Source organism: [Clostridium] citroniae WAL-17108, from assembly GCF_000233455.1.
Lineage (GTDB): Bacteria > Bacillota > Clostridia > Lachnospirales > Lachnospiraceae > Enterocloster > Enterocloster citroniae.
In genome coordinates this window covers 16,986-42,976 of record NZ_JH376433.1, presented here as the reverse complement: position 1 = coordinate 42,976, position 25,991 = coordinate 16,986, and the positions used below count along the sequence as shown (strand labels likewise).

Annotated in this window: 24 protein-coding genes and 2 pseudogenes; 6 read left to right on the top strand and 20 right to left on the bottom strand. The window is 47.1% G+C overall.

All coding sequences use genetic code 11. The annotated features are described in order from the left end of the window. Positions 1 to 42: 42 nt before the first annotated feature. From HMPREF9469_RS28735 to HMPREF9469_RS28720, 4 genes are all read right to left on the bottom strand, one after another. Entirely contained in the window at positions 43 to 972 is a 930-nt protein-coding gene (locus HMPREF9469_RS28735; protein ID WP_007870859.1) for a helix-turn-helix domain-containing protein, read from the bottom strand. 211 nt (positions 973 to 1,183) lie between these two features. Continuing rightward, positions 1,184 to 1,678, bottom strand: a complete 495-nt coding sequence (locus HMPREF9469_RS28730) for a GNAT family N-acetyltransferase (protein ID WP_007870855.1) — start codon at positions 1,676 to 1,678, stop codon at positions 1,184 to 1,186. Positions 1,679 to 1,954: 276 nt separating this feature from the next. After that, the gene (locus HMPREF9469_RS28725; RefSeq protein ID WP_007870852.1) at positions 1,955 to 2,848 is read right to left on the bottom strand and encodes a cupin domain-containing protein; all 894 of its coding nucleotides are present in this window, start codon (positions 2,846 to 2,848) and stop codon (positions 1,955 to 1,957) included. Positions 2,849 to 2,863: 15 nt separating this feature from the next. Further along, positions 2,864 to 4,498: an oxidoreductase gene (locus tag HMPREF9469_RS28720; protein WP_007870849.1), complete on the bottom strand. Its 1,635-nt coding sequence runs from the start codon at positions 4,496 to 4,498 to the stop codon at positions 2,864 to 2,866. Between the two features lie 125 nt (positions 4,499 to 4,623). Between HMPREF9469_RS28720 and HMPREF9469_RS28715 the strand changes: the two genes are divergently transcribed. Next, on the top strand, positions 4,624 to 4,986 hold the full coding sequence (locus HMPREF9469_RS28715) for a hypothetical protein (protein WP_007870846.1): 363 nt from the start codon (positions 4,624 to 4,626) through the stop codon (positions 4,984 to 4,986). A gap of 160 nt (positions 4,987 to 5,146) precedes the next feature. Here the strand turns inward: HMPREF9469_RS28715 and HMPREF9469_RS28710 are convergent, their stop codons facing one another. From HMPREF9469_RS28710 to HMPREF9469_RS33220, 3 genes are all read right to left on the bottom strand, one after another. Continuing rightward, complete coding sequence (locus HMPREF9469_RS28710) at positions 5,147 to 6,172, bottom strand: hypothetical protein (RefSeq protein ID WP_007870844.1); 1,026 nt, start codon at positions 6,170 to 6,172, stop codon at positions 5,147 to 5,149. 312 nt (positions 6,173 to 6,484) lie between these two features. After that, the gene (locus tag HMPREF9469_RS33225) at positions 6,485 to 7,120 is read right to left on the bottom strand and encodes an ATP-binding response regulator (protein ID WP_007870841.1); all 636 of its coding nucleotides are present in this window, start codon (positions 7,118 to 7,120) and stop codon (positions 6,485 to 6,487) included. Next, complete coding sequence (locus HMPREF9469_RS33220) at positions 7,117 to 7,785, bottom strand: sensor histidine kinase (RefSeq protein ID WP_007870837.1); 669 nt, start codon at positions 7,783 to 7,785, stop codon at positions 7,117 to 7,119. The genes HMPREF9469_RS33225 and HMPREF9469_RS33220 overlap by 4 nt, the downstream gene beginning before the upstream one ends. A gap of 182 nt (positions 7,786 to 7,967) precedes the next feature. On the opposite strand from HMPREF9469_RS33220, the gene HMPREF9469_RS28695 reads away from it, so the two are divergent. Continuing rightward, positions 7,968 to 9,410 (top strand): GntR family transcriptional regulator, encoded by a 1,443-nt coding sequence (locus HMPREF9469_RS28695; RefSeq protein ID WP_007870836.1) that lies wholly within the window; start codon positions 7,968 to 7,970, stop codon positions 9,408 to 9,410. Positions 9,411 to 9,711: 301 nt separating this feature from the next. Continuing rightward, positions 9,712 to 12,504: a response regulator gene (locus HMPREF9469_RS28690; protein WP_007870835.1), complete on the top strand. Its 2,793-nt coding sequence runs from the start codon at positions 9,712 to 9,714 to the stop codon at positions 12,502 to 12,504. A 339-nt stretch (positions 12,505 to 12,843) separates the two neighbouring features. Here HMPREF9469_RS28690 and HMPREF9469_RS33215 read toward each other — a convergent pair. From HMPREF9469_RS33215 to HMPREF9469_RS28650, 9 genes and pseudogenes are all read right to left on the bottom strand, one after another. Beyond that, a pseudogene (locus HMPREF9469_RS33215) lies at positions 12,844 to 13,392 on the bottom strand (recombinase zinc beta ribbon domain-containing protein); the annotation flags it as partial. A 194-nt stretch (positions 13,393 to 13,586) separates the two neighbouring features. Continuing rightward, positions 13,587 to 14,384, bottom strand: coding sequence for a class I SAM-dependent methyltransferase (locus tag HMPREF9469_RS28680; RefSeq protein WP_007870831.1), 798 nt, complete (start codon positions 14,382 to 14,384; stop codon positions 13,587 to 13,589). A gap of 34 nt (positions 14,385 to 14,418) precedes the next feature. Next, positions 14,419 to 15,006: a TetR/AcrR family transcriptional regulator gene (locus HMPREF9469_RS28675; protein ID WP_007870829.1), complete on the bottom strand. Its 588-nt coding sequence runs from the start codon at positions 15,004 to 15,006 to the stop codon at positions 14,419 to 14,421. Positions 15,007 to 15,032: 26 nt separating this feature from the next. Beyond that, positions 15,033 to 16,520, bottom strand: coding sequence for a PDDEXK nuclease domain-containing protein (locus tag HMPREF9469_RS31680; protein ID WP_166461766.1), 1,488 nt, complete (start codon positions 16,518 to 16,520; stop codon positions 15,033 to 15,035). Continuing rightward, entirely contained in the window at positions 16,456 to 16,731 is a 276-nt protein-coding gene (locus tag HMPREF9469_RS32550; protein WP_007870824.1) for a hypothetical protein, read from the bottom strand. The genes HMPREF9469_RS31680 and HMPREF9469_RS32550 overlap by 65 nt, the downstream gene beginning before the upstream one ends. Before the next feature lie 42 nt (positions 16,732 to 16,773). Continuing rightward, complete coding sequence (locus tag HMPREF9469_RS28665; RefSeq protein WP_007870822.1) at positions 16,774 to 17,148, bottom strand: hypothetical protein; 375 nt, start codon at positions 17,146 to 17,148, stop codon at positions 16,774 to 16,776. Between the two features lie 24 nt (positions 17,149 to 17,172). After that, a complete protein-coding gene (locus HMPREF9469_RS28660; RefSeq protein ID WP_007870820.1) occupies positions 17,173 to 18,276 on the bottom strand; it encodes a HAMP domain-containing sensor histidine kinase in 1,104 nt (367 codons plus the stop codon). Beyond that, positions 18,273 to 18,944, bottom strand: coding sequence for a response regulator transcription factor (locus tag HMPREF9469_RS28655; protein ID WP_007870818.1), 672 nt, complete (start codon positions 18,942 to 18,944; stop codon positions 18,273 to 18,275). The genes HMPREF9469_RS28660 and HMPREF9469_RS28655 overlap by 4 nt, the downstream gene beginning before the upstream one ends. Before the next feature lie 170 nt (positions 18,945 to 19,114). Continuing rightward, on the bottom strand, positions 19,115 to 19,483 hold the full coding sequence (locus HMPREF9469_RS28650; RefSeq protein WP_007870816.1) for a hypothetical protein: 369 nt from the start codon (positions 19,481 to 19,483) through the stop codon (positions 19,115 to 19,117). Between the two features lie 168 nt (positions 19,484 to 19,651). Between HMPREF9469_RS28650 and HMPREF9469_RS28645 the strand changes: the two are divergent. Further along, positions 19,652 to 20,182 (top strand): annotated as a pseudogene (locus HMPREF9469_RS28645) (SDR family NAD(P)-dependent oxidoreductase); the annotation flags it as partial. A 199-nt stretch (positions 20,183 to 20,381) separates the two neighbouring features. Beyond that, entirely contained in the window at positions 20,382 to 21,371 is a 990-nt protein-coding gene (locus tag HMPREF9469_RS33610; RefSeq protein ID WP_007870813.1) for an aldehyde dehydrogenase family protein, read from the top strand. On the opposite strand, the gene HMPREF9469_RS28635 is transcribed toward HMPREF9469_RS33610, so the two are convergent. Then, positions 21,346 to 22,707: an MATE family efflux transporter gene (locus tag HMPREF9469_RS28635; protein WP_007870809.1), complete on the bottom strand. Its 1,362-nt coding sequence runs from the start codon at positions 22,705 to 22,707 to the stop codon at positions 21,346 to 21,348. The genes HMPREF9469_RS33610 and HMPREF9469_RS28635 overlap by 26 nt on opposite strands. A gap of 258 nt (positions 22,708 to 22,965) precedes the next feature. Between HMPREF9469_RS28635 and HMPREF9469_RS28630 the strand changes: the two genes are divergently transcribed. Continuing rightward, positions 22,966 to 23,904: a helix-turn-helix domain-containing protein gene (locus HMPREF9469_RS28630; RefSeq protein ID WP_242827954.1), complete on the top strand. Its 939-nt coding sequence runs from the start codon at positions 22,966 to 22,968 to the stop codon at positions 23,902 to 23,904. Between the two features lie 77 nt (positions 23,905 to 23,981). Here HMPREF9469_RS28630 and rpmF read toward each other — a convergent pair whose 3' ends face one another. The 3 genes from rpmF to HMPREF9469_RS28615 all read right to left on the bottom strand — a co-directional run bounded on the left by rpmF (position 23,982) and on the right by HMPREF9469_RS28615 (position 25,989). Continuing rightward, on the bottom strand, positions 23,982 to 24,164 hold the full coding sequence (gene rpmF / locus HMPREF9469_RS28625; RefSeq protein WP_002564324.1) for a 50S ribosomal protein L32: 183 nt from the start codon (positions 24,162 to 24,164) through the stop codon (positions 23,982 to 23,984). Between the two features lie 3 nt (positions 24,165 to 24,167). Continuing rightward, the gene (locus HMPREF9469_RS28620; protein WP_007870803.1) at positions 24,168 to 24,695 is read right to left on the bottom strand and encodes a YceD family protein; all 528 of its coding nucleotides are present in this window, start codon (positions 24,693 to 24,695) and stop codon (positions 24,168 to 24,170) included. A 97-nt stretch (positions 24,696 to 24,792) separates the two neighbouring features. Then, a complete protein-coding gene (locus HMPREF9469_RS28615) occupies positions 24,793 to 25,989 on the bottom strand; it encodes an acetate/propionate family kinase (protein WP_007870800.1) in 1,197 nt (398 codons plus the stop codon). Positions 25,990 to 25,991 lie beyond the last annotated feature (2 nt).

The window sequence follows — 25,991 nt, the reverse complement described above, 5'->3', positions numbered from 1 at the left end:
TATCTGTTTTTTTTATACCCCAAAACGCCAAATATCATTCAATTAATGTTTGAATGATTTCATGTACATGCTGGGGGTTCGGCCGAATTTCTTTTGGAACGCTTCGCTGAAATGGCTGATATTACTGTATCCAACCAGGCTGGCGACCTCCTTTACCTGATCATTCCCATCGGCAAGCAGTTCCCGTGCTTTCTCCATTCTGCACTCTAACACATACTGATAAATGGTCATGCCATATTGCTGTTGAAAACATTTCCGCAGCTTTGACTCGCTCATAAAACTCATCTTTGCAAGTTCTGCAATAGTCATCGGCTCCGCATATGTTTCATCAATTATTTTCCTGATTCTGGCCAGGGCGGCGAGGTCTGATATGGACATTTGTTTTTGGACCGTAAGTAAATCCTGCTCCAGGATTACTTCATTGGCAAATGCAGCAACGAGTTCCAGTATTTTTCCTTCCAGATACAGGAATCTCAGCCTGTCAATATAATTGCAGCAAAGGATCTGGTGCAGGAGTGCCTCCACTGTTTTGGTCATTTTGTATTTGGGAAGTTTATGTGCAGGCATTTCAGGAGATACGGCCGCCTTCTTTTCCAGCAAATGATCCGTCACCACTCCGAATCGGTCCGGGTGCAGGTTCAGACCAATTCCAATATACCGCAGTCCTGCTTCATAATAATTCTCCACCTCATATCTGCCATTCTCATATACACAGCAATCACCTCTTTCCAATAAGGCAGATCCCTGTGTGCCCGGCTTTCCCCATTCCAGAATATCAGAAATACAAAAAGAGATGGAAAAAGACTCCCTGTTTGTCTGTTCCTTTAAAACAGTCCTCTTGCGGAAGGTTACATCACTCACATACATTTCTACATTTTTACACGGGGAAATGTAACGAAAGTAACCTGCCCCCATATCCGGAGACAGTGAAATAATCTGATCCTTCATTCCCCCGCAAAACTGCTGTGTCATAGGAGCACAGATATCCCGGTAAATGGATCGGTCTTGAAAAAGTTTATATTGTGTTGTCGGCAAGATATGACCACCCTTTCCATAAGCATAAAACCATTTCAGTTAGCTTTAGCTAATGCTTTTATTATACCATGGTCAGATGGCCCGCTCAAGTTATTTCTCAGATTGCAGAGCATGTTAATAACCCTTTCCAAAGCCTGCAAACCGGGATTTATAACCGCCACCATACAGTATCATTTCTGGCATATTCTTTGAAACCGCATCTTGTTAGAATTCTTTGCGATAAAGCGCCGTCAACATCTGTTTCAGCAATAATGTGCTTGACTTTGTCCTGCTGCAAAGCCCAATTACAAAACGCCTGAACCGTTTCTGTCATATAACCGTTATGCTCAAATTCACGCCCTAAGCCATAGCCTATTTCAACTTCTCCGTCACTGTTAGGAACGTCCTTAAAATCAACCGATCCAACTACACAATGATCCGTCTTTTTAGTAATAAACCAAAAAGTGTGCCATAGGTAATTGTCCGGATCCTTTTTAGCTTTTTCTGCTTGTCCGCATACAATCTCACGAAATAAGCCCTCCATTGGCTCCGCCTTGTATGAGCATAGCAATTCCTTTTCAAGTTCTCCAATGCTATGCGTCCATAGCTCAAGCTGCTCTGGGGTAAGTGCAATAATATTAAGCCGCTCTGTTTCGATTCTCATTATTATCCCTTCAATAAATTCAATTTGTCGTGTATGCCCTATTTGCCTAATGCGTATAGACGCATAACCAGCTTTTCTCATTCTAATATTAGCGCATGGAAATGTCAATCAGCTCATTTCATCTCATTACTTCATTCTTCTGTTCACAATCCTGTCTGGTCGCTTAGACACCATCTTGCCTCCCCCTCTATCCCCAAAAAAGGATCCGCCGCACCAATCTGGTACAGCAGACCCTCTCTCTTCCGTTCAATTATCAGTTTCTGGAATCCCTTACTTTTAAACCGGTCTGGTCACATAATTTTTATCCAGATAGATCTGGCAGGAACCTCCGTACCGCCCCTGGGTGAACTTTGTGGCGCGTATGGAATGGGGCAGACCGGCCGGGATGTACACTGCACAGGGGGATGTGAGATCATAGGTATCATTTCCCAGTGTGATCTGGAATTCCACAACATCCTCATCCCCCAGGATCAGATACATCTCATCCCCTTCGTGGGTATGCGGATTGGCCTTCGGCCCTGTACCGGCTTCCACGATCTTCACCTGGCGCTCGGTTGCCAGAAACAGGGTTGGGCATACCCAGGCATTGGCCTCCGGCACCAGATCTCCGTTCATCAGGATTGGAAAGCCTTTGTCCCCCACGGAACCTTCGTGGTCCGGAAGACTCTTCACCCACTGGATGTCGCCTACGATCAGATGTTCCGTATTCTCAATCCGCATCGGATGCTCGGGTACCGGCTTTGTCACGTAATCCCTGGAAAGGTAGATCTGACAGGATCCCCCGTAGGTCCCCTCGGTAAAACGTGTGGGACGGATGGAATGTGGAAGCCCCGCCGGGATATAGACCGCACTGGGTGATTCCAGGTAATAGGTGTCGTCCCCCAGCGTAATGCAGAATTCCACAGCCCCCTTTTCTCCCAGGATCAGATACATCTCATCCCCTTCATGGATATGCGGGTTGGCCTTTGCGCCTGTGCCCGAAGCCACGATCTCCGACTGGCGCCCGGTGATCTGGAATACGGTTGGGCACACCCAGGCATTGGCCTCCGGCACCAGTTCCCCGTTCATCAGAATGGGAAATCCTTTCCCTCCCACAGAACCTTCATGATCCGGCAGGGAATCCACCCAGCGTATACCTTTTATGATCAAATGCTCATACTGTTTTTTCATTCCTGTTTTCCCCTTTTATATATTCCTTGCCACTTCATATGCATCCCATATGGCGTACATGATATTGTGAACCCGGCTGGAATCCCCCACATTGTAAAGTTCCCGGTCCATGTTCTTCACTGCCTCATACAGCCGGTTCTCGGACCGGTATCCCACGGCTGAGATCACTGTGTCTGCTTCCAGCTGTGTTATTCCACCCTCCTGCTCTACTGACGCAATACGGTCATGGATGGAGGTAACCCGGGCGTTCTTTAAAATCTTTACCCCATGATACTTCAGAAGATCCAGGAGCATGGAATAGTTCATAAACGGCAGGGCCTTGGGTCCGCCCAGAATCTCCGGAAGCATCTCCACCACGGTCACCTTTTTCCCCTGCTTTGCAAGCCACAGTCCTGTCTCGCATCCTACCAGGCCGCCGCCGATCATGACCACATGTTCTCCCGGGACCACACGGCCCATCAGCACCTCATCCGCCGTCACGGCCGCGGACAGTTCTTCCCGGCAAAGCCGTATGGGAACGGACCCGGTTGCGATGACCACCACATCTGCCGGAAACCGCTCCACTTCCCCGGCATTCATCTCCTGTCCCAGACGCACCTCTGCGCCGGCCAGCTCCAGCTGCCGTTCATACCAGCGCACCAGCTGATGGTCATAGCGCTTAAATTCCGGCATGCCGCCGGGGATCAGGTTGCCGCCCAGACAGCCGGACTTTTCACACAGGATCACTTTGTGCCCTCTTGCGGCGGCTACCCGGGCGCACTCACAGCCAGCCACGCCTCCGCCCACGATCAGGACGGTTTTCTTTCTGGCCCCGGGGGTGATCCCATAAATCATCTCACGCCCGCAGGCGGGATTCACCGCGCAGGACATAGGAGCCTTGGAAATTCTTCCCAGACATCCTTCATGGCATCCCAGGCAGGGCCGTACCTCGTCCAGACGGCCTCTGCGCAGCTTCTCCGGGTAATCCGGGTCGGCCAGAAGCTGGCGGCCGTATTCCACGATATCGCAGGATTTTCCCAATGCCTCCACGGCAATATCCGGGTTCTCCATCCGGCCCGCCAGGATGATGGGTACATCCACCTCTTTTTTCAGGATCTCACCAAATGGCCGGTACATTCCTTCCTCCTCAAAATACATGGGCGGATGGTTCCAGTACCAGGAATCATAAGTTCCGGCATCTACATTCAGAGCATCGTAACCGGCGGATACCAGGAGCTTTGCCGCCTGGATCCCCTCATCTATATCCCGCCCGGCCTCATCATAGGCTTCACCCGGAAGGGCTCCCTGACGCAGCCCCTTCATGCAGCTCTTTAAACTGAAACGCAGGGACACGGGGAAATCCTGACCGCAGGCATGCTTGATCCCGCGGACAATATCCGTGGCAAAGCGCAGACGGTTCTCCAGGCTTCCGCCGTACTCATCCTCCCGATGGTTATAGAGAGCGATGGCGAACTGGTCCAACAGGTATCCCTCGTGGACCGCATGGATCTCCACGCCGTCAAATCCTGCCCGCTTGGCGATGACAGCGCCTTTTATAAAATCGTTTGTATACTGCCGGATTTCCTCCCTGGTCATCTCACGATGGATAAGAGACGGATCAAACCGGTTCTCCTGGGCGGACGGCGCAATACGGCGTTTCCACCGGAGCATTTTACCACCATTACTCGTCCAAGGAGGATCTGATCGCCCAGGGCTTTGCATCCTATGATGAGGGCCTGAGCGAATTTTTAAACTCATACCATGAAAAGGACCCGGTCAAGGCCATCCGCCACATTGTGCTGAGCCTGAATCAGTACATATTTGACAACGGGGCGCAATTTGCCAAAGAGCTTTATATCTCCCAGCTTTCCATCAGGGACAATTATATTACCAAAAAAAGCCGTTCCTACTATCAGGCGGTCCTGGGATTTGTGAGGCAGGCTGTGGATGAGGGACTTATCACCCCGCCCGCCCAGGCCACGGGCTCCGGCTGCGGCAGCATTTCCATGGATTCTGAAGAGATCACGGATTTTTTGCTTCGGATCGGCCGCGGAACCATTCTGGACTGGTGTCTCCATGACTACACCTATGACCTGATGGAACAGTCTGCAAAGGATCTGGACTTTATTCTAAATCAACTCACGGCCGGTTCACTGTAAGACTGGTCCAAAGGTCCCGCGGCACTGGTAAAAGCGTTTGAGCTGCCCGCTCCATGGACAAACAAAGGCCGGGATACACAAGGGGATCATAAATCCGCCTGTATATCCCGGCCTTTTGCATAGACCGTTTTATGTCTGACAGTCCTGTCAATGCGGCCTGTCAATGCGCCTTATCCACCACGACTCCTGGTTCATATTCCGGCTGTCCGGTACAAAAGACCCAGTTGACATAGGGCATACTGATATAGCCGTACATTAGCAAAAGGAGGCATATCCCCAACACTGTTTTGCGCGAACGGGCAGGGCGGGCGATCAATAAAACCGGGATCATAAGGATCAGGGCTGCCGCCGGTATGAATAAATACGCCCTTCCTCCCCGCAGGTTAATGCCGCGTGCGTCATAGATTGCAAAAAGCGTGACGCAGGTCAAGGCTGCAAAGGGGAAATTGATATGTGTCTCCTTCCAATGTTTTGTGGCCGTCTTCGGAACCTCAAATACAATGATCCGGTAAAATAAAAGATATGTAATATAAAAGGCAAGGGGACAGAATATGTATACCAGACCTTCCTGTCTTATATCAAATAACTGCCATGCCGCCACCGCAAGCACAACTCCGGCGATATTCATCAGTTTCAACATCAGCCTTACACGCCTGATCCATAACGGTGATTGATAAAAACGCGGGTGTTTTGCCCAAATCCTTTCAGTCACTTCGCCCTGGTCCTGTTTTACAGTCACCTTTCCCTCACGGATGGATACATCCTGCAGTGTAATGGGGATTCCTCTCATCTCAAAGAATTTCAGCAGTTCAGCGCTTCCCCTCATGCTGCCCTCCAGACGTGCCAGGCACTGACCGTCCATATTATACAGACGTATCACTGTGTCAGATTTGACCGTGACCTTAACCAGTTTGATATCCCGCAGTTCAAACCGGCGCGTTCTGCCAAACATAGTTCGGTAACAGCACTCTTTTTTGTCTATAGTAAACCGGCGCAGCTTATAATACAGCAGTAAAAGCAAACCGCCGGCAAAGAAACCCGCGGCCATTATATAGCCAAACAAAACTGTCTCATTTCCATTTAGGTCAGAATAGATAATAATAGGTAAAAAGATAAAGGCAGCCGCAAACATCAGAACGGCTATGAGTATCAGTGGCTTATTTCCACGAACAATGATCGTATCCATTCCGGTCATCCTTTTTTATGGACAGGACTTCTGGGGTAAAAACCCTGGAGGTCCTGTCCTTATTCACTATTAGTAGTTTACCACTATTTTATATAAACAACAAGTTACGCCAGGGTAATGATATCCATATTCCGTAAAATAATAATGGCATCCATCATCCCCGCCCAATATGCAAGGGATGTTTTCTCCATATTCATCCCATCCCTCTCTGCCAGCAGTTGATCGATCACTATCTTTATATCCGGATCCAGATTTAATGCATCAATACACTTTTATTAATAATGCCCATTGGTGGTGTGTATTTGCCCTGTGTCAGAACACCTTACCTAAGGCGGCCCGCAGCAGATCCATGTCAATGGATTTTGCCACATGGGCATTCATCCCTGCCTCCAATGCCGCCTGGACATCTTCCGCAAAGGCATTGGCTGTCATAGCTATGATCGGTACCTCCTTTGCATCCCTACGGTCCAGGCTGCGGATTGCGCGGGTTGCTTCATATCCGTTCATTCCAGGCATCTGGATATCCATCAGTATGGCATCATAGGTCCCTGGTTCTGCTGATCGGAAGGCTTCCACCGTCCGGACTCCGTCTTCCCTGCGTACACAGGAGGCCCCTTCCATATAAAGGAGTTCGCGGAGGATTTCAGCATTGATCTCATTATCCTCGGCCACCAGAAAGCGGCGTCCGGTCAATAGGTCCGTCATCTTGGAATCAGAGGTCTCTCCCTTGTCCGCGTTCACGTTTAAAGAAGGTTCTGCCTTTTCAAACTCCAGTTCCACGGTAAATCTGCTGCCCTGTCCGATCCTGCTCTCCACTGAGATTTCGCCTCCCATTATATCAACCAGTCTCTTTGCAATGCTTAACCCCAAACCGGTGCCTTCGATCTGTGCCGCTGCCTGTTCCCGGGTAAATGGTTCAAAAATATGCTTCAGGAATTCTCCGCTCATTCCAATTCCCGTGTCCTGCACGGTAAACCGGTACCGTATATCCGCCTGCGTATGATCCGTTGCAGGTTCTTCCGCCTCTGCATCCGCCCTGCATCCGCCGGTGCATGATCAGGCGCAAACTCTTCCACAAAAAAATCCACCCTGCCGCCAGCAGGGGTAAACTTAATCGCGTTGCTCAACAGATTGATCAGAATCTGATTGATCCTCAGTGAGTCACCGTAAAAAGCGGTATGGGAAACCTGCTCCAGGCAAACAGACAGCCGCACGCCCTGCTCCCTGGCCTGGGGGATCAGGATCGCAGTCAGCTGGTCCACGATATCGGGAAGCAGAAGCTTCATATGGTTCAGTGATATCCTGGACTGCTCGATCCGGCTCATATCCAGCACATCATTTACCAGGCTTAGTAAATGCCTGCTGGATACAGTAATCTTTTGCAGGCAGTCCTCCAGCATCTTCCTGTCATCCATATGAGCGGGACTGTCATATCCAAACGCCTGATAACAGGTCAAAGGCCTGTCCTTTCCCTTTTTTGATATTCTGGAACGCGCAGCTTTATTTGCATAAAGAAGCTCCCGGTTGTCCAGAGAACTGATAATAATGGCTGTTGGTGAATGATCCAATATGGACTCTAGCTGGTCCATGGAAATCCCTGTATCCTTTGTCATTGCCGGAATACTCCTCTCACGCCGTCCGGGCTGAATCACTGCAGATTTTATTCCCCTATGTTCACATACATAATAATGCTTCCAGTATACCAAATTTTATTGGGAATAGCAATGTTTTACAAGTAACCGCAATCATGTTATACTTGCTATGGTATATTAAATAGTTAAAACGAGGTGAATACGTGAAAAATGATATGGAACGGTGCCAAATTGTATATGATGTTCTGAAGACACATATACAATTTGGCGCCTATCGCTTTGGCGATGTTCTCCCCACAATGGAAAACAACACTGAAAACTTCCTTGTATCACTGGATACCATACGCAGCGCTTATCTCCAGTTGGAACAGGAGGGATATGTTACCCTGTCCCAGAATGTGGGGTCAACCGTCATTAGGGATTACGGGGAACAGGAAATAGAACAGCATGTCCAGCTTTTCTTTTCCCCTAGAAAGAGCGCATTGGTCGATCTGAGCAGATCTTTGCGTCCGCTCTTTACCAACGCCCAGTGGATCGGCCTGAAAAATGCCCCAGGGGAGATTTACACCAATATGATGGAACGAAAGAGGCATCATGGCCTGCAGCCTTTTATAGCATTTAACCATATGATGCAGGCATACGATTCCCTGGGCAACGACCTACTTACCCGGCTCCTCTGGCAGGTCTATATGTTTTTTGAAGCTCCTTTTTTATGTGTGCCGGACAATCCATGGTGTGATTATGCCGTCAACGAATTTGCTCCCCGGTCCCTGGACTTTTGTCTTAACCAGGACTGGGATCCTCTCAGGGAATTGATCTGTCAGGCCCAGGATTTCCTGTCTGTGTCCTTATGTGAATTTTATAAGGAACGGATCACACTGCCGCCGCAGGATGAGATTTCCTTTACTTGGAATTCCTATAAAAAGGCGTCACAGATCTGCTATTCCCTTGCCATGGACCTGCTGATCGACATCAGCCTTGGCCGTTATCCGGTGGATACGCTGCTGCCCTCCCTTAACAGACTGTCCAAAGAGAGGAATGTGTCTGTGAGCACAGTACGCCGCACCCTCTCCCTGCTCAACGGCGTTGGCGCGGTCAAGTCCATGAAACGAATCGGAACCAAGGTCCTTCCTTTTCATGAGACGGCGGGTAACTGCGACTTTGATAACCCGGTGGTCCGCAAACGTCTCTTGGATATGGCGCAGAGCCTGCAGATCTTAACACTGTCCTGTAAAGAGGTTTCAGAACTTACAATATCATCCTTAGATGCAGAACAAATGCAGAAAAGCATAGAATTCCTGACTACAATGGAAGCGCGTCAGATGTATCATCTTATTGCTTATGACGCCCTTGACCTGTTAAGGCAGTTTGCCCCTTACCGGGCGGTCCGTACTGTTTACAGCGAGCTTTTAAAGCAGCTCTTCTGGGGATATGGCCTGCGCAGTATGTGGAAAGAAGATGAGGGACAGACCGATTTCTGTCTCTCATATTATAAGACCTTACTCCAGTCCCTGAAAGACAGGGATCCCATCCGTTTTTCCGGTGATCTGGAAGCACTCATGATCCATGAGTTCCGTCTTGCAATCACTAAACTGGTCCGGCTGGGAATCGGAGAAGCAGAAAGACTTCTGATCCCTGACCTTTAGGTAAAGTTACCTGACCCTGGAACAAAAGGCTTGTGCACAAAGGCTTGTACGCAAAGCAAAGAACTCTTTCAAATCTTAGGAAAGGAAGAAGTGATTAAAATACCAAACCAGGCCAATCTAAAGTTCCAAATGATGACAGATAACTCACTGCACCCCAACAACCATAATAAAAACAGCAAGAATCTGCAGCATCCTGGACCCCAAGACACCCCTTGCTATTTTTTATTTCTTTTGTTATACTTATGGCAATAATTAGGTATGTGAACATAGAATTGCAGTTTTTAGGACGGGTGGCCAAACAATGGATATCAAAAAAAGATACAAACGAAGGGATTCTGATCCGCCGCAGTTGTCAGGAAGAACATGTCCTGCAGGAATCGATTTATTAAAGGTCGGTGTTATCTGCTGTTTGTTGGATGACTCCTTAACAATTTTATGGGGGAACTCCGGCTTTTTCCGCCTTACAGGATATACAATGGAAGGATTTTATCATCTCTTCTCAAGTCTGGAGGAGTACTACCGTCCGTTTCCCGATGATTTCACAGCAATACGCCATGAGGCGGCTCAGGCAGCCTCCACAGGTGATCCTAATCTTGATATGACCATCCGGCTGCCCCGGAAGGCAGATGGTTTTTCCTGGGTACGCCTTCTGGGGACCATAACCGCGGATCCGGCAGCAAGGAGCCCGGTGCTCCAATTGGAATTAGCCGATGTAAACGCGCTGGCCTTTGAAAAAGAAGAACAGGCCCGGCTATGCCAACAGCAGCACCATTGCTTCCAATCGGTGCTGGATACATACGAAGGAAATGCCTATGTCAGTGATATGGATACATATGAGCTTCTTTATCTGAATCATACTTCCTGCGAGGTTCTTGGCATGCCGGCAGCGAAAACAGTTGGCCGTAAGTGTTATGAAGTGATCCAGGGACGTACCTCCCCCTGCCCTTTCTGCACCAACTGCAAACTGAACAAAGATAATTTTTATAAGTGGGAGTTCTATAATCCCACTCTGGGCCGGACATTTATGATCAAGAATCTGGAGATCGGCTGGAAGGGGCACCGGGCACGGCTGGAACTCTCCCATGATATGTTCAGCGCGGAGTATAAACTGGCTAAAAAGGACCAGGAGCGGGATGCGCTGATCAACAGTGTCCATGGCGGATTTGCGCGGGTGGATGCCAGAGATATGAGGACAATCCTCTGGTATGGCGGCGGCTTCCTGGACCTGATCGGCTATACAGGGAATGAATTTGAGCAGGTGCTGCATTCCCAGTGTACCTATGTGCACCCGGATGATATTGTCCATATAACTGATATTATGGATCAGTCAAGGGTGACCGGAAAACCCACAGCGGCCGAAGGGCGTATTGTCACTTATCATGGCGCTCTCAAAATACTGGCACTGTCCTTCAGCTTTGTCAGTGCCCAGGACAGCTGGGACGGCATCCCCTCCTATTACAGCGTGGGCCTTGACGTAACCAAGGAGCGCATGGAGCAGGCGAGACAGAGGCAGGTGCTGGAGGATGCCTGTAAGACAGCCCGGATTGCCAGTGATGCAAAAACCAACTTCCTCTCCTCCATGTCCCATGATATCCGTACACCTATGAATGCCATCATAGGCATGTCGGTCATTGCACAGTCAAATCTGAACTCACCAGATAAAATACAGGACTGCCTTGCAAAGATCAACACCTCCAGCCGCCATCTGCTGAATCTGATCAATGAGGTTCTGGATATGTCCAAGATTGAAAGCGGGAAGATCGATCTGATATATGAGGAAGTCTCCCTTCCCAAGCTGATCGAAGATGTGATGGATGTATTCCGCCCTCTGGTAGCGGAAAAATATCAGACACTGCAGGTAAATGCCAATCGGGTCCGCCATGAACATGTGGTGACAGACAAGGGACGCCTGCAGCAGGTGCTTGTAAATCTACTCTCCAACGCCGTCAAATATACGCCTGAAGGCGGGAACATCGGGCTGCGGATCCAGGAAACCCCGTCTTTTGCAAAGGGCAAGGGACAGTATTCTTTCGTGGTCACCGACTCAGGGATCGGAATGCATGAGGACTTCATCTCCCATGTCTTTGAACCATTCTCCCGGGCAGATGACGCCAGGATCAACAATATCCAGGGCACTGGCCTTGGAATGGCGATCACACAGAATATCGTACGCATGATGAACGGCACCATCGAGGTGAAAAGCACTCCGGGAAAAGGCAGCCAGTTTGTGGTTGCCGTTACCTTTGATCTGTGCAGTGAGCCGGAAACAGATGACGGGGAACTGGCCGGACTGCCTGTTTTGGTGGCGGATGACGACCAGGCCATATGTGAAAGTGTTTCAGAAATCCTGAATGAACTGGGAATGCAGTGCAGCTGGGTTCTGTCCGGCAGGGAAGCCGTGGACCGTGTTGTTAAGGCCCATGAACAGTCGGATGACTTTTTTGCAGTGATCCTGGATTGGATCATGCCCGATATTGACGGTCTGGAAACCCTGAAGCTGATCCGCACAAGGGTTGGCCCGGATATGCCCATTATCATTATTTCCGCCTACGACTTTTCTGAGATTGAGGATAAGTTCCGGCTGGCAGGCGCAGATGCCTTTATCACAAAACCTTTATTTAAATCAAAAATAGTATATGCTTTCCAAAAATTCCGCAGAAACGACCGTTCTGAATCCCGGAGCGCCATGCACACACGGCCAAATGCTGCCTTAAACGGTAAAAAGCTTCTGCTGGCAGAGGATAATGAACTCAACCGCGAGATTGCAATGGAACTGCTTAAGGCCCATGGCCTTTTGATCGACACAGCGGATAATGGTCTCATGGCAGTGGACCGGTTTAAAACCTCTGCTCCCGGAGAATATGCCTGCATTCTGATGGATATCCAAATGCCCGTCATGGATGGTTACAATGCAACAAAAGCGATCCGCGCCCTGGAACATGAGGACGCCCATACCATACCGATCCTGGCCCTGACAGCCAATGCATTTGCATCCGATATAGGAAAAGCCCACAGTGCGGGAATGAATGACCACATTGCAAAACCCATTGATGTGGAACTGCTTATGGAAACTTTGGGGCGGTGGATCGGATAGAGCATGTGATTTCCTCTCATTCACGCCCCTCTCAGACACATTCCCTCTCCGCCATCTGCTTCCCCATATAAACATTCCTCCTCTGAATTTTCAGTATTCTCTCGGAATCTCCTGGTGCTCAGATTTGCGAGGAGACTCCAAGAGTACTGCCATAGAGGAAGTTATCATACCATTATTCCCGTTTTGTCATGATCCTGTTTGAGAGATATTAATCATTCGTTTCTTTTTTGTCTGCCGGAAGAATATATCATATAAATTCCAATCAGCGATACGGTCCCACAGACTGCGGCGCCGGAAATCCCATTCATCAGCCTGGGATCCGGCTCTCCATCACCAAAAGACACTGGCGTAGGCAAGCAGGGTTGCATTTGCCCCGGTCAGCGTATCAAGAAGTTTTTCAATTTCCGCCTCTACCTATGCAAGCTCCACCTGATAGGCGGTCAGTTTCGGGTTGGCCTTTTCGCTGCCGCCCCGGAGGTGTTTGAACTCCCGGAATTTTTCTCCCATAGCCGTGAAAATGAATTGCTCAAATTCTGCCTTGCGGAGAGTGCCGCACCCCGGGCAGCCCTTGTGGTCAGAGCGTTTATTGCACCGGAGGTATTCATAACCGGAAGGGCTGCGGGTGACTTTTAAAGCATAACCGCATTTCCCGCATTTGACCTTTCCGGCCAGCCATGTATTCCGGGCCTTCCTTCCGTTCTGGAAGGTGATATTCGCCATCAGCTTTTTCCGGCATTTCAGCCATGTGTCGGAAGAAACAAGCCCTTCATGGGGAGCGATAACAAGTATCTGGTCTTTCAGGCTCCTGTCCTTATCCTCCTTCACAGCCCGGCCCTGATAAAGATAACAGCCGTTTGTCCCAGCGAAGTCGGCGGCATCATTGACGATTTAATACACCCTCTATATTCTTTTTTTCAAAAAGAAAACGGCGGTCTGAATTTCTTCAAAACCGCCGCCTCTTTTTTAAGAAGCAACACGAAATACCTCCGCAAGGACGTTTTTTTCTTTCACCGTTATAGCGGTAGGAATTTTATAAATCTATGTAATTTATTTCATAGCTATATAATGTTGGTTTGAGTTATTTATGTAGGTTTTCTAAATATATCAATCGCATGGCTTGTTATACCTATTAAATCCATTCGCTCACAAGTAGCGAAATGATACTTTAAATATAATTCAAAAGTATCTTGATTCATTTTATCTATGGCGTCACGCATAAGTAATGCGGTACCATCCGCTGCTACATAATGTAAACGATTTACAGAGAATACAGACATTATGTGATCAATATCTTCTTTACGAACAAGTTCAAATAAATCTTTTGGCTCAGATTTTGCAGCAAATGTTTTTGAATCGAGCAGACCATTTTTTATATATTCAGCAACATTGATATTGCCATGCATAAATCCTTCATCAAGGAGGCAGCCATCTGATATAACATAAGCAGCAAAAACAATTCCTCCCGGTTTTGTTACGCGAATCGCTTCCCTTAAAGCCTGCCGTTTATCTGTGACATTGTATAAATGATAAAGTGGTCCCAAAATCAGGGTAATATCATATGTGTTATCAGAAAAAGCAGATAAATTAATGGCATTACCTTGTGTAATAGTTATGTTTTCACCTGGTTGTGTATTTTTACGGAAGATTTCTATATTATGCTCTACTAATTCTACTGCATCAATAGCATGGCCTTGGCGAGCCAATGCATGTGAATACCTTCCTGTTCCAGCTCCGATTTCAAGTATATGATTGCCAGGTGTTACATATTTTTCAATGTAACGCATAGTGGTAAGAAATTCAACAGAGCCATGCTTTAATAGCAACCGTTTTTCCTCATCATAATTGCTATAAAAGTCAATTAAGTATTGATTTGATTGCACCTAACGAACCTCCTTTGCGTTTAATCTAGTAAAATTATATTTCTAAATGCCAATCAGGTTTTTCTTGCTTTATCAAAATGGATAATACGTTTATCACCATTTTTTGAGCGCTATCTTTATCCAGCTTCATTTTCTTTGTTGCCGTAAGAACAGCAATACCATGAGAGTATAAAAATAAATCCAAAAAAATTGTTTTTGCTTTTTCTAATCTGATTCCGATAGATTCAGAAAAGTCATTAGCTCTTTTTTCATTATCTTCTTCTTTATAAAAATCTGTTGTTTTTGACATATTTAAGTCCATATCATCTATGAACAAAAACTTAAATAAATAGGTTTCATCTTGAGCAAATTCAATGTATGATAGTGGGTAAACTAAAGAAGAATTGATTTTTTCCGAGTCACGATAAGATGTAACAAACTGTTCATAGTATTTATACGCAAAATTAAGAAAATCCTTTTTTAGTTCATCCATATTTTCATAGCAAGTGAAAATTGGTCGAGTAGAACATTGCAATTTATTGGCAATACTTCTTGCGTTTACCGTTTCAAAGCCGGTTTCTTTTGTGATTTCTAAAACAGTATTCAATATCTTTTCTTTTGTGATTTTTGCTTTTGGTGGCATATTAGTTTCTCCTTCCAGCTTTCGCGTCACTTATGTTGTATAACTACTGTTGCATAACATAAGTGATTTGTCAAGCATATATTGAAAATTGATACTTGTTTCGTCCGATATTCGGAAATCATGGTTGGACTCATGTTCCGGCTCAGGGCATATTCAACAACGTCCTCGTCCTTGCTCTTGCAAAGAATAATGCCAACGCTGGGATTTTCATGGGGCTTCTTTACATCCTGGTCTAACGCTTCCAGATAGAACTGCATTTTTCCCAGGTATTCCGGTTTGAAATCATCAATTTTCAACTCAATTGCAACAAGGCATTGTAGTTCCCTATGAAAAAAGATTAAATCCGTATAATAGTCGTTCTTTCCTACTTGAAGATGATATTCTTCTCCCATAAAAATAAAATCCCTGCCAAATTCCAGTAAAAACTTTTTCATGTTCTTCAAAATGGCCTTTTTCAAATCATATTCCCTATAAGGCTCTGGCAGATCTAAAAACTCCAACATATACATGTCCCTGATTATGTTCGCAGGTGCAGCCTGGGATATGGCGGAAGGCGCCTTACCATCTGATAGCATTGCAAGTATTGCAATAAACAGAACGCCGATTACATCTGTGATCGCCTGAGCCCCATAGATCGCCAGCACACTGTAAGCCGGTTTTACCAATGCCGGAAGGATCAAGAGAACGGGCACATACAAGCATTTACTGAACGCAGATACAAGCAGGGATTGTTTTTTCATCCCTCTGGCAATAAAGGACTGGATCAGCGTGGACTGCACACCGGAGAACAGCATGCCAAAGACATAAATTCGGATCAGGTTTTTGGAAACCGCGATCACCTCACCGCTCTCCGTAAACATTTTGGAAAAGCTTCCGGGAACAGCCATCAGAAGCAGCCACAGGACCGCAGCGTAAACGGTTGTTATAACAATGGAACAGGTAATGGCCTGGCGGACCCGGTCTTGTCTCCCCGCGCCGTAATTATAGCTTATAACCGGCTGCAGGCCCTGGCAGAAACCATTGACCGGCTGCCGTATAAAGGAGGAAGTCGCGGTAACGATCGTTCCCACGGAGATTGCAAGCGTGGCCCCGTCAATGGCAAAGCCGGACAGCGCGGCTGCGCCATATTTTCTCAAAGAATGGTTTAAAATAATATTGACAAGACTTTCCGCCCCGGTTGTGATAAAGTTAGAGATCCCCAATGCCACAATGCTGCCAAGAGTCTGTCGATCAGGTATCAGATTGCACCTTCTCAGGCGGATTACCGAGCGGGAGGATATCAGATATCCAACCACCCAGGCTGCCGATACCGCCTGACCGATCACTGTGGCCCATGCAGCTCCTGCCACTCCCATGTCCATGACCAGAATAAACACCGCGTCTAATACAATGTTGATCACGGCACCGATGATCACGGAAATCATACCAATGAATGTTTTCCCCTGGGTATTAATAAAAACATTCATTCCCGTTATCAGCATGGAGAAGGGAATGCCCATGCTGATGATTCTCACATATTGGACTGCATAGGGAAGATTTGCTTCGGTGGATCCAAACAAGGGCAATACCGCCCAGGGCTACTGCTCCGATCCCCGGTATCCTTCCCACAAAAATACGGTCAACAATATTGTAAAGCATACTGACAAACTGTGCGACAACCATGGGAACCGCGGTCCGTACCACCAGCTTTCTGATATTACCTTGCGATAAATCTATTTTCTTCATGTCCGAACCTTTTTTATTTTTTGATTTATTATGCTGGTATTTTTATTTCATCAGCTCATTTGTAAGCTCCATGATCTTAGGCGCCAGCTTCTCCCTCTGTCTTTTTGTAATACACCGGTACAGGGGAAATGAGGCCCCGATTCCGGCAATGCCCAGAAGGCCAATCCCAATGCCGGGAATAAACATAGTATCCGCCCATACCATTGTGCAGCACATGCCAATGCCAAGAAAAAGTGTGCTGGCGATTCCCAAAACCAGTGAAACTGCCATACCCTTTTTTGTTGCGCTTTCGTCCAGTTTTCTCAGCTGCTCCATCTTATTTTCTTCCGGACGAAGATATTTCTGACGAATCTGTTTGATCTCCTCCTGTTCTCCCGCGGAGTAAGTATATATGAATTTTTTCTCATTCTCTTCCATAAAAATAAACCTCCAACCCTATGTTCATTTTTCCGGCGATGACTGATTCCCCCGCCCTCCGGACGGGATCTTTTTCAGCCGCACGGTGAATGTGCTCCCCTCTCCCAGTTTACTCTCTATGGATATATCGCCTCCGACAATATCCACCACCCGTTTTACCAGAGCAAGCCCCAGGCCGTTTCCCTGGGTGGCATGGGAGCTGTCCCCCTGATAAAACTTTTCAAACATGCGTTTTCCCACCTCATTGCTGATTCCGCAGCCTGTATCTGATATTTTTATCACTGCCATTGTGTTATCTGATTTTAAACTGACTGTGATTTTTCCTCCCGGCGGTGTGAATTTTATGGCATTGGACAAAAGATTATTCCAGACCAGGTCAAGCAATTCCTCATCAGACTTTACTTTTACCCGTTCCTCTATATCCGCCTCTACCTCCAGATCTTTCCGTTCCAGCACATTATCAAGACGTATGATACACTCAGACAGCTGGGTATCTAAATCAAACTCCTTTGTTTCCGGAAAAATCTGCTGGTTTTCCAGCTTGTTCAGCTTTAAGATATTGGTGATGAGCCCTGTCAGTCTGCGGCATGCATCCACTATCGCCCCTGCATACTCTTTCTTTTTTTCTTCCGAAAGCTCTGCATTTTGCAATAAAGAAGCATAGTTTTGAATGACTGACAGCGGAGTTTTTATTTCATGGGATACATTGGAAACAAAGTCGGTGCGCAACGTTTCCACCCCGGACAGTTCCTCTGCTATCCGGTTAAAATTTTCAATTAACACATCAAGTTCATTGGTATTGTCAAAATCATGGGCAAGAGGGATCCGGACAGAGTAATCGCCTCCTATCAATTTCTGGGAGGCTTTTAAAATCCGTTTCATCGGATACTCCAGCGTTATCTTACGGTAGATCCCATCTAAAACCGTTAAGATCAGGCTGATCAGCACAACATTCATGGCTGTCAGTTTAGCGCTTTCACGGACACTTCCATAGTCCGGTTCAAGATGGCTCAAAAATAGCAGCAGACAGCAGGTGATGGCAAATGTAATGATCAGAAAATAAAAAAAATATGACTTGATGGAAAACAGGCTTCTTTTATAGCTTAGCTCGGCAGGCTTGTCTTTCATTGCAGCACCGCCTTATATCCAAGTCCGCGGACTGTTTTCAGTGAAAAGCCATCACATGCGGAAAATTTCTTTCGGATTCCCGTGATATATACATCAACTGCCCGCAGCCCGATATCGCTCTCCAATCCCCAGAATTCATCCATCAGCTGCCCTCTGGAAAATGTCTTATTGGGATAAGACAGCAGTTTATACAGAATATTAAACTCTCTGGTTGTAACCGGAAGCTCTGTTCCATCTACAACAGCGGTCACCGCATCCGCATCCAATGTCAGGTTGCCGATGGTTATCTTTCTCTCCACCTCTATATTGGCCCGGCGGAGCAGGGCACGCACACGCAAAAGCAGTTCCTCCACCTCGATGGGTTTTACCATATAATCGTCAATCCCAAACTGAAATCCTTTTTGCTTGGAATTCAAGTCATCCTTTGCAGACATAAACAGGATGGGGATTGTCTTATTTACCTGCCGGACGGTTCTGGCAAATTCAAACCCGTCAATTTCCGGCATCATAATATCCGATATGATCAGGTCATATAACGTGTTATACATTTCATCATACGCATCCCGGGCATTTAAACATCCCTTAGTTATAAAACCGCTGTTATTCAAATAAGAACATACAAACCGATTCAGTTCAGAATCATCCTCCACGATTAAGATATGGACCATAGTAACATCTCCTTCCATTCCGTATGACAATATTACTTTTATATAGAGTATACCATACCTTTTGTTTGAGAATTGTTAAAATTCATTCTTGGCCTGACATGTACCTCTTTCTAATGAGTCTTCCTCTCCTCTGCCAGATGTTTTTTGCTTCCGTTTTTGACTTTAGCGTATTATTTCAAACCTTTACAGATTGGGATTAAACACAGCAGCAAAACAATACCCACAATTCCTATGACAATACCAGGTACCAGCATGTTCCATACCATTGTCAAGCACATACCGCTGCCAAGCACCAGGGCGCCTGCAATGCCGAGTACCACAGATCCCACCGCTTTGGCATTCAGCTGTATCGCAGGTTTTCCCTCCATTTTGCGGCGCACGGACAGCATTGCCAGCAGCACAACCGCGCCAACGGCCGATACCAGAATCCCCTGCCTAAATGCGTTCCACTCAGGTAACAGGCACATGCACATGCCGATCCCGAATAAAATCCCTCCAACAGTTCCCATGATCAGTGATACAAAGTTTTTCTTTTCCATGAAATGATCCTCCATTTTTGTTTTGTGTACGCCAGCGTACATTTTTTAGTGATTTCTCACTGGATGATTGCATTGTATCCCATGATTGTTATTGGAATGATTGAGAATTGTTTGAGAATTATTAAATGTGATAAGAAATCGGCCCCTTTCTAACATCAATTTCCCGAAGCCGGTGCCCAGGTGATGATATCCAGCCGCAGGGAAGATTCCCTCAAGCGTGCCCAGGATGAAATTAAGGCAGGCTGCGGCGCGGATATCCTATACCATGCAGGGGATGCTTCCAAAGAGGAGGATGTGACAGTTCTCCTGTCAGATGCCCTGGAAAAAATGGGAACGGTTGATATTCTTGTTAACTCCCAGGGGTTCAACAAGAAATTTCCCGGAACCGAGTTCCCGGCAGATACGTGGGATGCCATGTTTGATGCCAATGTAAAATCAGTCATGCTTACCTGCAAGCATTTTGGCCGGTACATGAAGGTACATGACATTCACGGCAAAATCATCAATCTCTCCTCTGTCATCGGGATCCGGGCCGTTGGCAGCGGCGGCGGAGCCGATGCCAGTTATGTCACATTCAACCCCAAAGCATGGGAAAGACCAGCGGATTATCCCTTCCCCATCCGCGAACCGGAAACCACGTTTTGCTCCGGCAGTATCAGGTTTATCCGTCCTGATCCAGACGATATGCCTACCTACTAGCCCATTGCACAGTATCTGGCCGATTTGAAGATCAAGCGGTATCTGGGAGCACAGCACACCTTCTACAATGACCCCTGCGACTACGCTCAGGTATACCGCGTGAAATAAACTAACAATTCCAGGAGGAAATCACAATGTCTATTGAAAAAAAAAGTATTGCGTATATGGTGAATGACGCGAGTCCAAAACCGATATTTATATGTCTGTAACCGATTCCAACACCGGCGAAGTGATCGCCGAAGTGCCGCGCTGCACCCAGGAGGAAGTAGAAATAGCGATCACCTCGGCGCAAGAGGCTTCTCCCACCCCCTTAACCGCCATCCGGATCCTGGAGTTATTCTACACTGAAGCAGGATTTCCCAAGGGCGTTGTGAATCTGGTCACATGCAGCCACCACGAAGCGGATATTCTTCTCACCGACCCCAGGGTCAAGGCCGTAACCTTTGTCGGCACCACCGGCGTTGGCAAGGAGATCTATTCCAAGGCGGCTGCTAACGGCAAGCGTGTCCAGGCCCAGTGTGGGGCAAAGAACCATGCCCTGGTTCTGGAAGACGCTGATTTGGAGAACAGTGTCAATGCGGTCATCAACTCCTCCTTTGGCTGTGGGGGTATGCACTGCATGGCTTTGCCTGTCATCTGTGTTCAGGAGAGCATTGCCGATCAGTTTGTAGCTCTGCTCAAAAAGAAATCCCAGGAGCTTGTTGTAGGCTGGGCGGCGATGGGAAATAATCCGGCCTCGGCTTCCATTGTAATTGTAATCACCATGCTGACCCTGGTGTGCGGAGGAATCGAATGGGCAATCACAATCATTGGCTGTATGATGATCCTGCTATACATCGGAGCAATGCTTATACCTGACACTCCCCAGGAGGCTGGGGAGAATCCGGATAATCTGACGGATGAGGAGGCAGCCCTGGCGGCAGAAAGTGAACCGCCGGAGCAGGGGACACAGACCTACCGCTGTTTTCTGCGCACCAGAAAATTCTGGTTTGTCAGTCTGGGCGTGGGCATATACATGATGGTTACCGTGGGCGTAATAAGTCAGCTGATCCTACGGCTGACCAGTATCGGACTGTCCCGGAGTGCTGCTATGAGCTTTGACCCTGCACTTGCTTTTTGTAAAACGCAATTCCGTAATCCAGGACTTCCGAATATCTGTTCCCCTATGGTTTTCCATCCATCCTCTTAAATTCGCTTACCGCCATCCTGATTGCTACGATCAATACAATCATATCCGTGATCACCGGTGCTGTGAATATACCATGTACCCCCAGTCCAGCCACATGCGGCATAATAATTGCAGCAGGAATATAGAGGACAATCTGGCGCAGGATCACCAATACACTTGCCTTCGTGGCCCTGCCCAGGGACTGCATCAGAGTCAGGACCACAATCCAGAAGCCTAACAGGATAAAGGATATAAAAAACAGGCGAAATGCCCCCGCTCCCTGTTCTGCCACAGAAAGAGTTGTTATAAACATGGATAGGATCACTTTGGGTGCAGTCATAATCGGCAAATAGAAAATGAGTGCCAGCAAGGTTGCTGCTATGGAAAAAATTTTGGTTATGTATTTTACACGGTCATATTGCTTTGCCCCATAGTTGGTACCCACGGCCGGCTGATATCCCTGTGAAAGCCCCCACAAAGGAATGAAGGCAAAGGAAACCACACGATAAGTTGCCCCCAGAATAATCTGCCATGTATCGCCTCCATGCTGAGCAGCAAGGTTATAAAGCACGGTCTGCTGTACGAGCATCATAACCTGCATGAGCATAGCAGATACACCCACGCCGATAATTTCATGAAATAGATCTTTCTCAATACGTATAGCATGGATCCGCACTGCCCTGCTTTTCTTTTTAAAGTACCACAGTGTGGCAGCTGCATATGCGACCTGGGAAAGAATTGTTGCGTAGGCGGCCCCATCAATTCCCCGCCCATAGGGATTAAGAAGGAGAATGAAAACCGGATCAAGGATAATATTCATGACCGCGGAACCGGCGCTGAACATCATGGCCCGTTTAAGCAGTCCTTCACCGCGCATGATCATGTTTGCCGACTGTGCAAAGTTGACAAACAGACTGCCGGCAAAAATAATACGCAGGTATCGTGTTGCAAGCGATAGGATTTCACCTTTTGCACCGGAAAGCATCAAAATCTGCTTTGTAAAAATCATACCACCCGCCATAATGATAAGTGAAAATATGAGGTTTAGAGCAATTAAATTCCCCATGATCTTATCGATTACAGCCTGGTCCTTCTTCCCGATCGCCCTGGACAGGACCGAGGCAGAGCCAACGCCGATCAGGGTGGAAATCCCGGTATTGGCTAAAGTAAAGGGATAAGACACCGATACTGCGGCCATTGCACGATCTCCTATCATTTGCCCGACATAAACACCATCCATGAAATTATAAAGCCCTACCACCACCATTCCAACAATTGCGGGAACACTAAGTTTTGCTACCAGCTTCCACGGGCTGTCACTCAGCAGCATAGCCCGTGTATTCATTTTTTCAGACATCAGCACGCCTCCATTCTTATAGTTGAGAGTTTTGTAGTGCATTCCACACACCGTCTAAAGATTTCACTTATTGACGGTTTTGTGTGATAATGATATAATGCGGTTAGAATTCGCTAACCTCATGATCAAGATAGCACTTTATTTGAAATGATACAATCATCTGCGCGATTTTATGGCTAATCGTTTCAAAGAAATGGCTGATCGTTTCAATGGAGGACTTAAATGCAGCATACAATGGAATACTGGAATGCCCGTCTCATGGAGTTCTATGGATTTACTTCATGTGAAGAACACCCCTACGGCCTATTAGGAACATGCTGGAAAATGGCACCTGAAATGGGGGCCGGCTGCTTTTGGGCCTATGGAGAAAAGGATTTATTCGATATCAAGATTCATGATTTTTATTTTCATAAAGATACACTGGTAGAAAGCAATGTTTCAGGATATTTAAGTGTCATATATTACGACTCCATCTCAGGTGAACAGCTTACCCCCTACAGACGGATCCATGCAGGCTGCATCCAAAGCATAGCGGGCAATGAGGAACCGTATAAAATCTGGGTACACAAAAAAATACCGATCCGCAGTGTTGGGATAGGTATTGCACCGGCTTATTATAAGGATTATATGAAGGAAAATTATCCGGAAGAATATTTTAACCCCTCTACCGCTTTTTCCCAATTGGATCAGGAGGCGAATTTCCCGGAATTAGTCATACTTCTAAAACAGGTGGAACATTATCGTGGTGAGGGAATGGCAGCAAAATTGTTTTATGAGGGGAAGGTTGCAGAAGTGGTTTCCACGCTTCTCTCCCGTCTGAAAAACAATCCAAAACATTCCAAACCGGCAGAAATCAGCATGCAGGATTTAAAGCACATCGAATTGGCCGCAGCTTATATCAACGACCATTATGCCGGTGAAATACCCCTGGAGAAGCTGGCCGGTTTTGCCTGCATGAGTCTTTCCAAATTCAAACTTCTATTTCAGAGCGTTTATCACTGCTCTGTTACAAGTTATATTCAGCAAAGAAGAGTGAGCCATGCAGAGTGCCTTTTGACCACCAGTGATCTGACGATCGGCCAAATAGCTAAAAGTGTGGGATATTCCACCTCCAGCCGTCTTTCAGAATTATTCCGCCAAAGTACAGGCCTGACACCTGCTGAATACCGAACTGCTTTTTGGAAAACACCTTTTTAACGCAAGCAAGGCCTCCAGGGCAATACCCCGGAGGCCTTGATCCAACTTCATTTTCCTTGTCACAGAGACGCTAAAAATTAATCCTCAACGCTTACAATCTCTCTCTTGTTATAAGAACCACAAGCCTTGCAAACTCTGTGAGGCATCATCAAAGCGCCACACTTGCTGCACTTTACCAGATTTGGAGCGCTCATCTTCCAGTTTGCCCTGCGGCTGTCTCTTCTTGCTTTTGAAGATTTATTCTTTGGACAGATAGACATGGTTTACACCTCCTTCAACTGTTTAAAAATATCCTGGATAACTGACATTCTTGGATCCAGTGGGCTGTCATCACAGTCACCTTCTCCAGAGCCCGGATTTGTACCATATCTATTAGAAATCCCCTGACAGTCTTCACTGCAGAGAACCTTCATAGGCAGGTTCAAGGTTAACTCATTACCAACCAGCTGGTCGACATCCAGATTATAACCATTAATATAGAACTGCTCATCCAAAGCCTCTACCCGCTCCTCCTCTGTCCGGTTCATGTCCAGTTCCTGGTCAATCTCCAGATGAAAGGGAACTTTCACCGGTTCCAAGCACCTGCCGCACGGCATCTCAAGGCTTAGGTCAGCCTCTCCTGTCACAGTAAGTATCTTATCGCCCCGGTTTGTTATCACCAGGGTCACCGGCTGTTTTTCCACAATCTCATAGGTGCCGTCCGGCGCCTGAAACTGTGTCATATCCAGCTCCTGGGTATAAGTTTTAGACTTTCCCTCCACGGGAAACAGTTCCGATAAATTAATCAGCATACCATATACTCCTTGATATGCACCTATGCTATTATACATAGGTGCAAGGGGTTTGTCAATAAAAAGTTTCCAGAAATACGCAATTTCTTATGGAAATTTACTGAACCAGGTCAAGAGTCTCTCTTGCGATCGCCAGCTCCTCATTGGTTGGGATCAGCATAACCTTTACCTTGGAATCAGCAGAAGAGATCACTCTCTCCTCGCCGCGTATATTGTTAAGCTCGTCATCGATCTTCACACCCATGTAAGCCAGATTCTCACAAATAGCCTTTCTTCCGGCCTTGTCATTCTCACCAACGCCTGCGGTAAACGCGATCGCATCTACGCCGTTCATGGCTGCTGCGTAAGCACCCACATACTTGGTCACGCGGTAGATGAACGCATCCAGTGCAACTTCTGCCAGATGGTTGCCCTCTGCCTTAGCATTCTCAATATCGCGGAAGTCACTGGAGATACCGTTTGTCATACCGTAAACACCGGACTTCTTATTCAGAATATTCAGCATCTCGTTGATATCAAGGCCCTCCTTGTTCATGATGAACTGAAGCACGGCAGGATCCACGTCACCGCTTCTGGTTCCCATGATCAGTCCTTCAAGAGGCGTTAATCCCATGCTGGTATCCACGCACTTGCCGCCGATGGAAGCAGACACGCTGGAGCCGTTCCCCAGGTGGCACACGATCACCTTTGCGGTCTTGGGATCCAGGCCGCCGAACTTGATAGCCTCAGCAGATACGAACTTGTGGCTTGTTCCGTGGAAGCCGTAGCGGCGGATGCCGTATTTCTCAAAGTACTCATGAGGGATCGCATACATATATGCTTTCTCAGGCATGGACATGCCAAACGCAGTATCAAATACAGCAACATTGGGCGTTCCTGGCATAGCAGCCTCACATGCCTCGATTCCCATCAGGTTTGCCGGGTTATGCAGAGGTCCAAGGTCAAAGCATTCACGGATCACTCTCTTTACATCCTCGTTCACAACAATGGAATCGCTGTACACAGTGCCGCCGTGCAGTACGCGATGTCCGATGGCGGAAATCTCGCTGGTATCCTTGATCACTCCGTGGTCTGCATCCTGCAGTGCTTCCATTACCATCTCAATGGCCGTCTTGTGGGTTGGCATCGGCTTCTCGATCACGAACTTGTCCTTGCCGGAAGGCTGATGGGTCAGCTTTGAGCCTTCGATTCCGATCCTCTCGCAAAGTCCCTTTGCCACTACACTTTCATTCTCCATATCAATTAACTGATATTTTAAAGAGGAGCTGCCGCAATTGATTACTAAAATCTTCATAT

Excerpts from the sequence above, each read along its gene's own strand:
- HMPREF9469_RS28735 (WP_007870859.1), bottom strand. The coding sequence starts at position 972 with ATGACACAGCAGTTTTGCGGGGGAATGAAGGATCAGATTATTTCACTG.
- HMPREF9469_RS28730 (WP_007870855.1), bottom strand. The coding sequence starts at position 1,678 with ATGAGAATCGAAACAGAGCGGCTTAATATTATTGCACTTACCCCAGAG.
- HMPREF9469_RS28725 (WP_007870852.1), bottom strand. The coding sequence starts at position 2,848 with ATGAAAAAACAGTATGAGCATTTGATCATAAAAGGTATACGCTGGGTG.
- HMPREF9469_RS28720 (WP_007870849.1), bottom strand. The coding sequence starts at position 4,498 with ATGCTCCGGTGGAAACGCCGTATTGCGCCGTCCGCCCAGGAGAACCGG.
- HMPREF9469_RS28710 (WP_007870844.1), bottom strand. The coding sequence starts at position 6,172 with ATGGATACGATCATTGTTCGTGGAAATAAGCCACTGATACTCATAGCC.
- HMPREF9469_RS33225 (WP_007870841.1), bottom strand. The coding sequence starts at position 7,120 with ATGAGCGGAGAATTCCTGAAGCATATTTTTGAACCATTTACCCGGGAA.
- HMPREF9469_RS33220 (WP_007870837.1), bottom strand. The coding sequence starts at position 7,785 with ATGACAAAGGATACAGGGATTTCCATGGACCAGCTAGAGTCCATATTG.
- HMPREF9469_RS28690 (WP_007870835.1), top strand. The coding sequence starts at position 9,712 with ATGGATATCAAAAAAAGATACAAACGAAGGGATTCTGATCCGCCGCAG.
- HMPREF9469_RS28675 (WP_007870829.1), bottom strand. The coding sequence starts at position 15,006 with ATGCCACCAAAAGCAAAAATCACAAAAGAAAAGATATTGAATACTGTT.
- HMPREF9469_RS32550 (WP_007870824.1), bottom strand. The coding sequence starts at position 16,731 with ATGAAGAAAATAGATTTATCGCAAGGTAATATCAGAAAGCTGGTGGTA.
- HMPREF9469_RS28665 (WP_007870822.1), bottom strand. The coding sequence starts at position 17,148 with ATGGAAGAGAATGAGAAAAAATTCATATATACTTACTCCGCGGGAGAA.
- HMPREF9469_RS28660 (WP_007870820.1), bottom strand. The coding sequence starts at position 18,276 with ATGAAAGACAAGCCTGCCGAGCTAAGCTATAAAAGAAGCCTGTTTTCC.
- HMPREF9469_RS28655 (WP_007870818.1), bottom strand. The coding sequence starts at position 18,944 with ATGGTCCATATCTTAATCGTGGAGGATGATTCTGAACTGAATCGGTTT.
- HMPREF9469_RS28650 (WP_007870816.1), bottom strand. The coding sequence starts at position 19,483 with ATGGAAAAGAAAAACTTTGTATCACTGATCATGGGAACTGTTGGAGGG.
- HMPREF9469_RS33610 (WP_007870813.1), top strand. The coding sequence starts at position 20,382 with ATGTCTGTAACCGATTCCAACACCGGCGAAGTGATCGCCGAAGTGCCG.
- HMPREF9469_RS28635 (WP_007870809.1), bottom strand. The coding sequence starts at position 22,707 with ATGTCTGAAAAAATGAATACACGGGCTATGCTGCTGAGTGACAGCCCG.
- HMPREF9469_RS28630 (WP_242827954.1), top strand. The coding sequence starts at position 22,966 with ATGGAGTTCTATGGATTTACTTCATGTGAAGAACACCCCTACGGCCTA.
- rpmF (WP_002564324.1), bottom strand. The coding sequence starts at position 24,164 with ATGTCTATCTGTCCAAAGAATAAATCTTCAAAAGCAAGAAGAGACAGC.
- HMPREF9469_RS28620 (WP_007870803.1), bottom strand. The coding sequence starts at position 24,695 with ATGCTGATTAATTTATCGGAACTGTTTCCCGTGGAGGGAAAGTCTAAA.
- HMPREF9469_RS28615 (WP_007870800.1), bottom strand. The coding sequence starts at position 25,989 with ATGAAGATTTTAGTAATCAATTGCGGCAGCTCCTCTTTAAAATATCAG.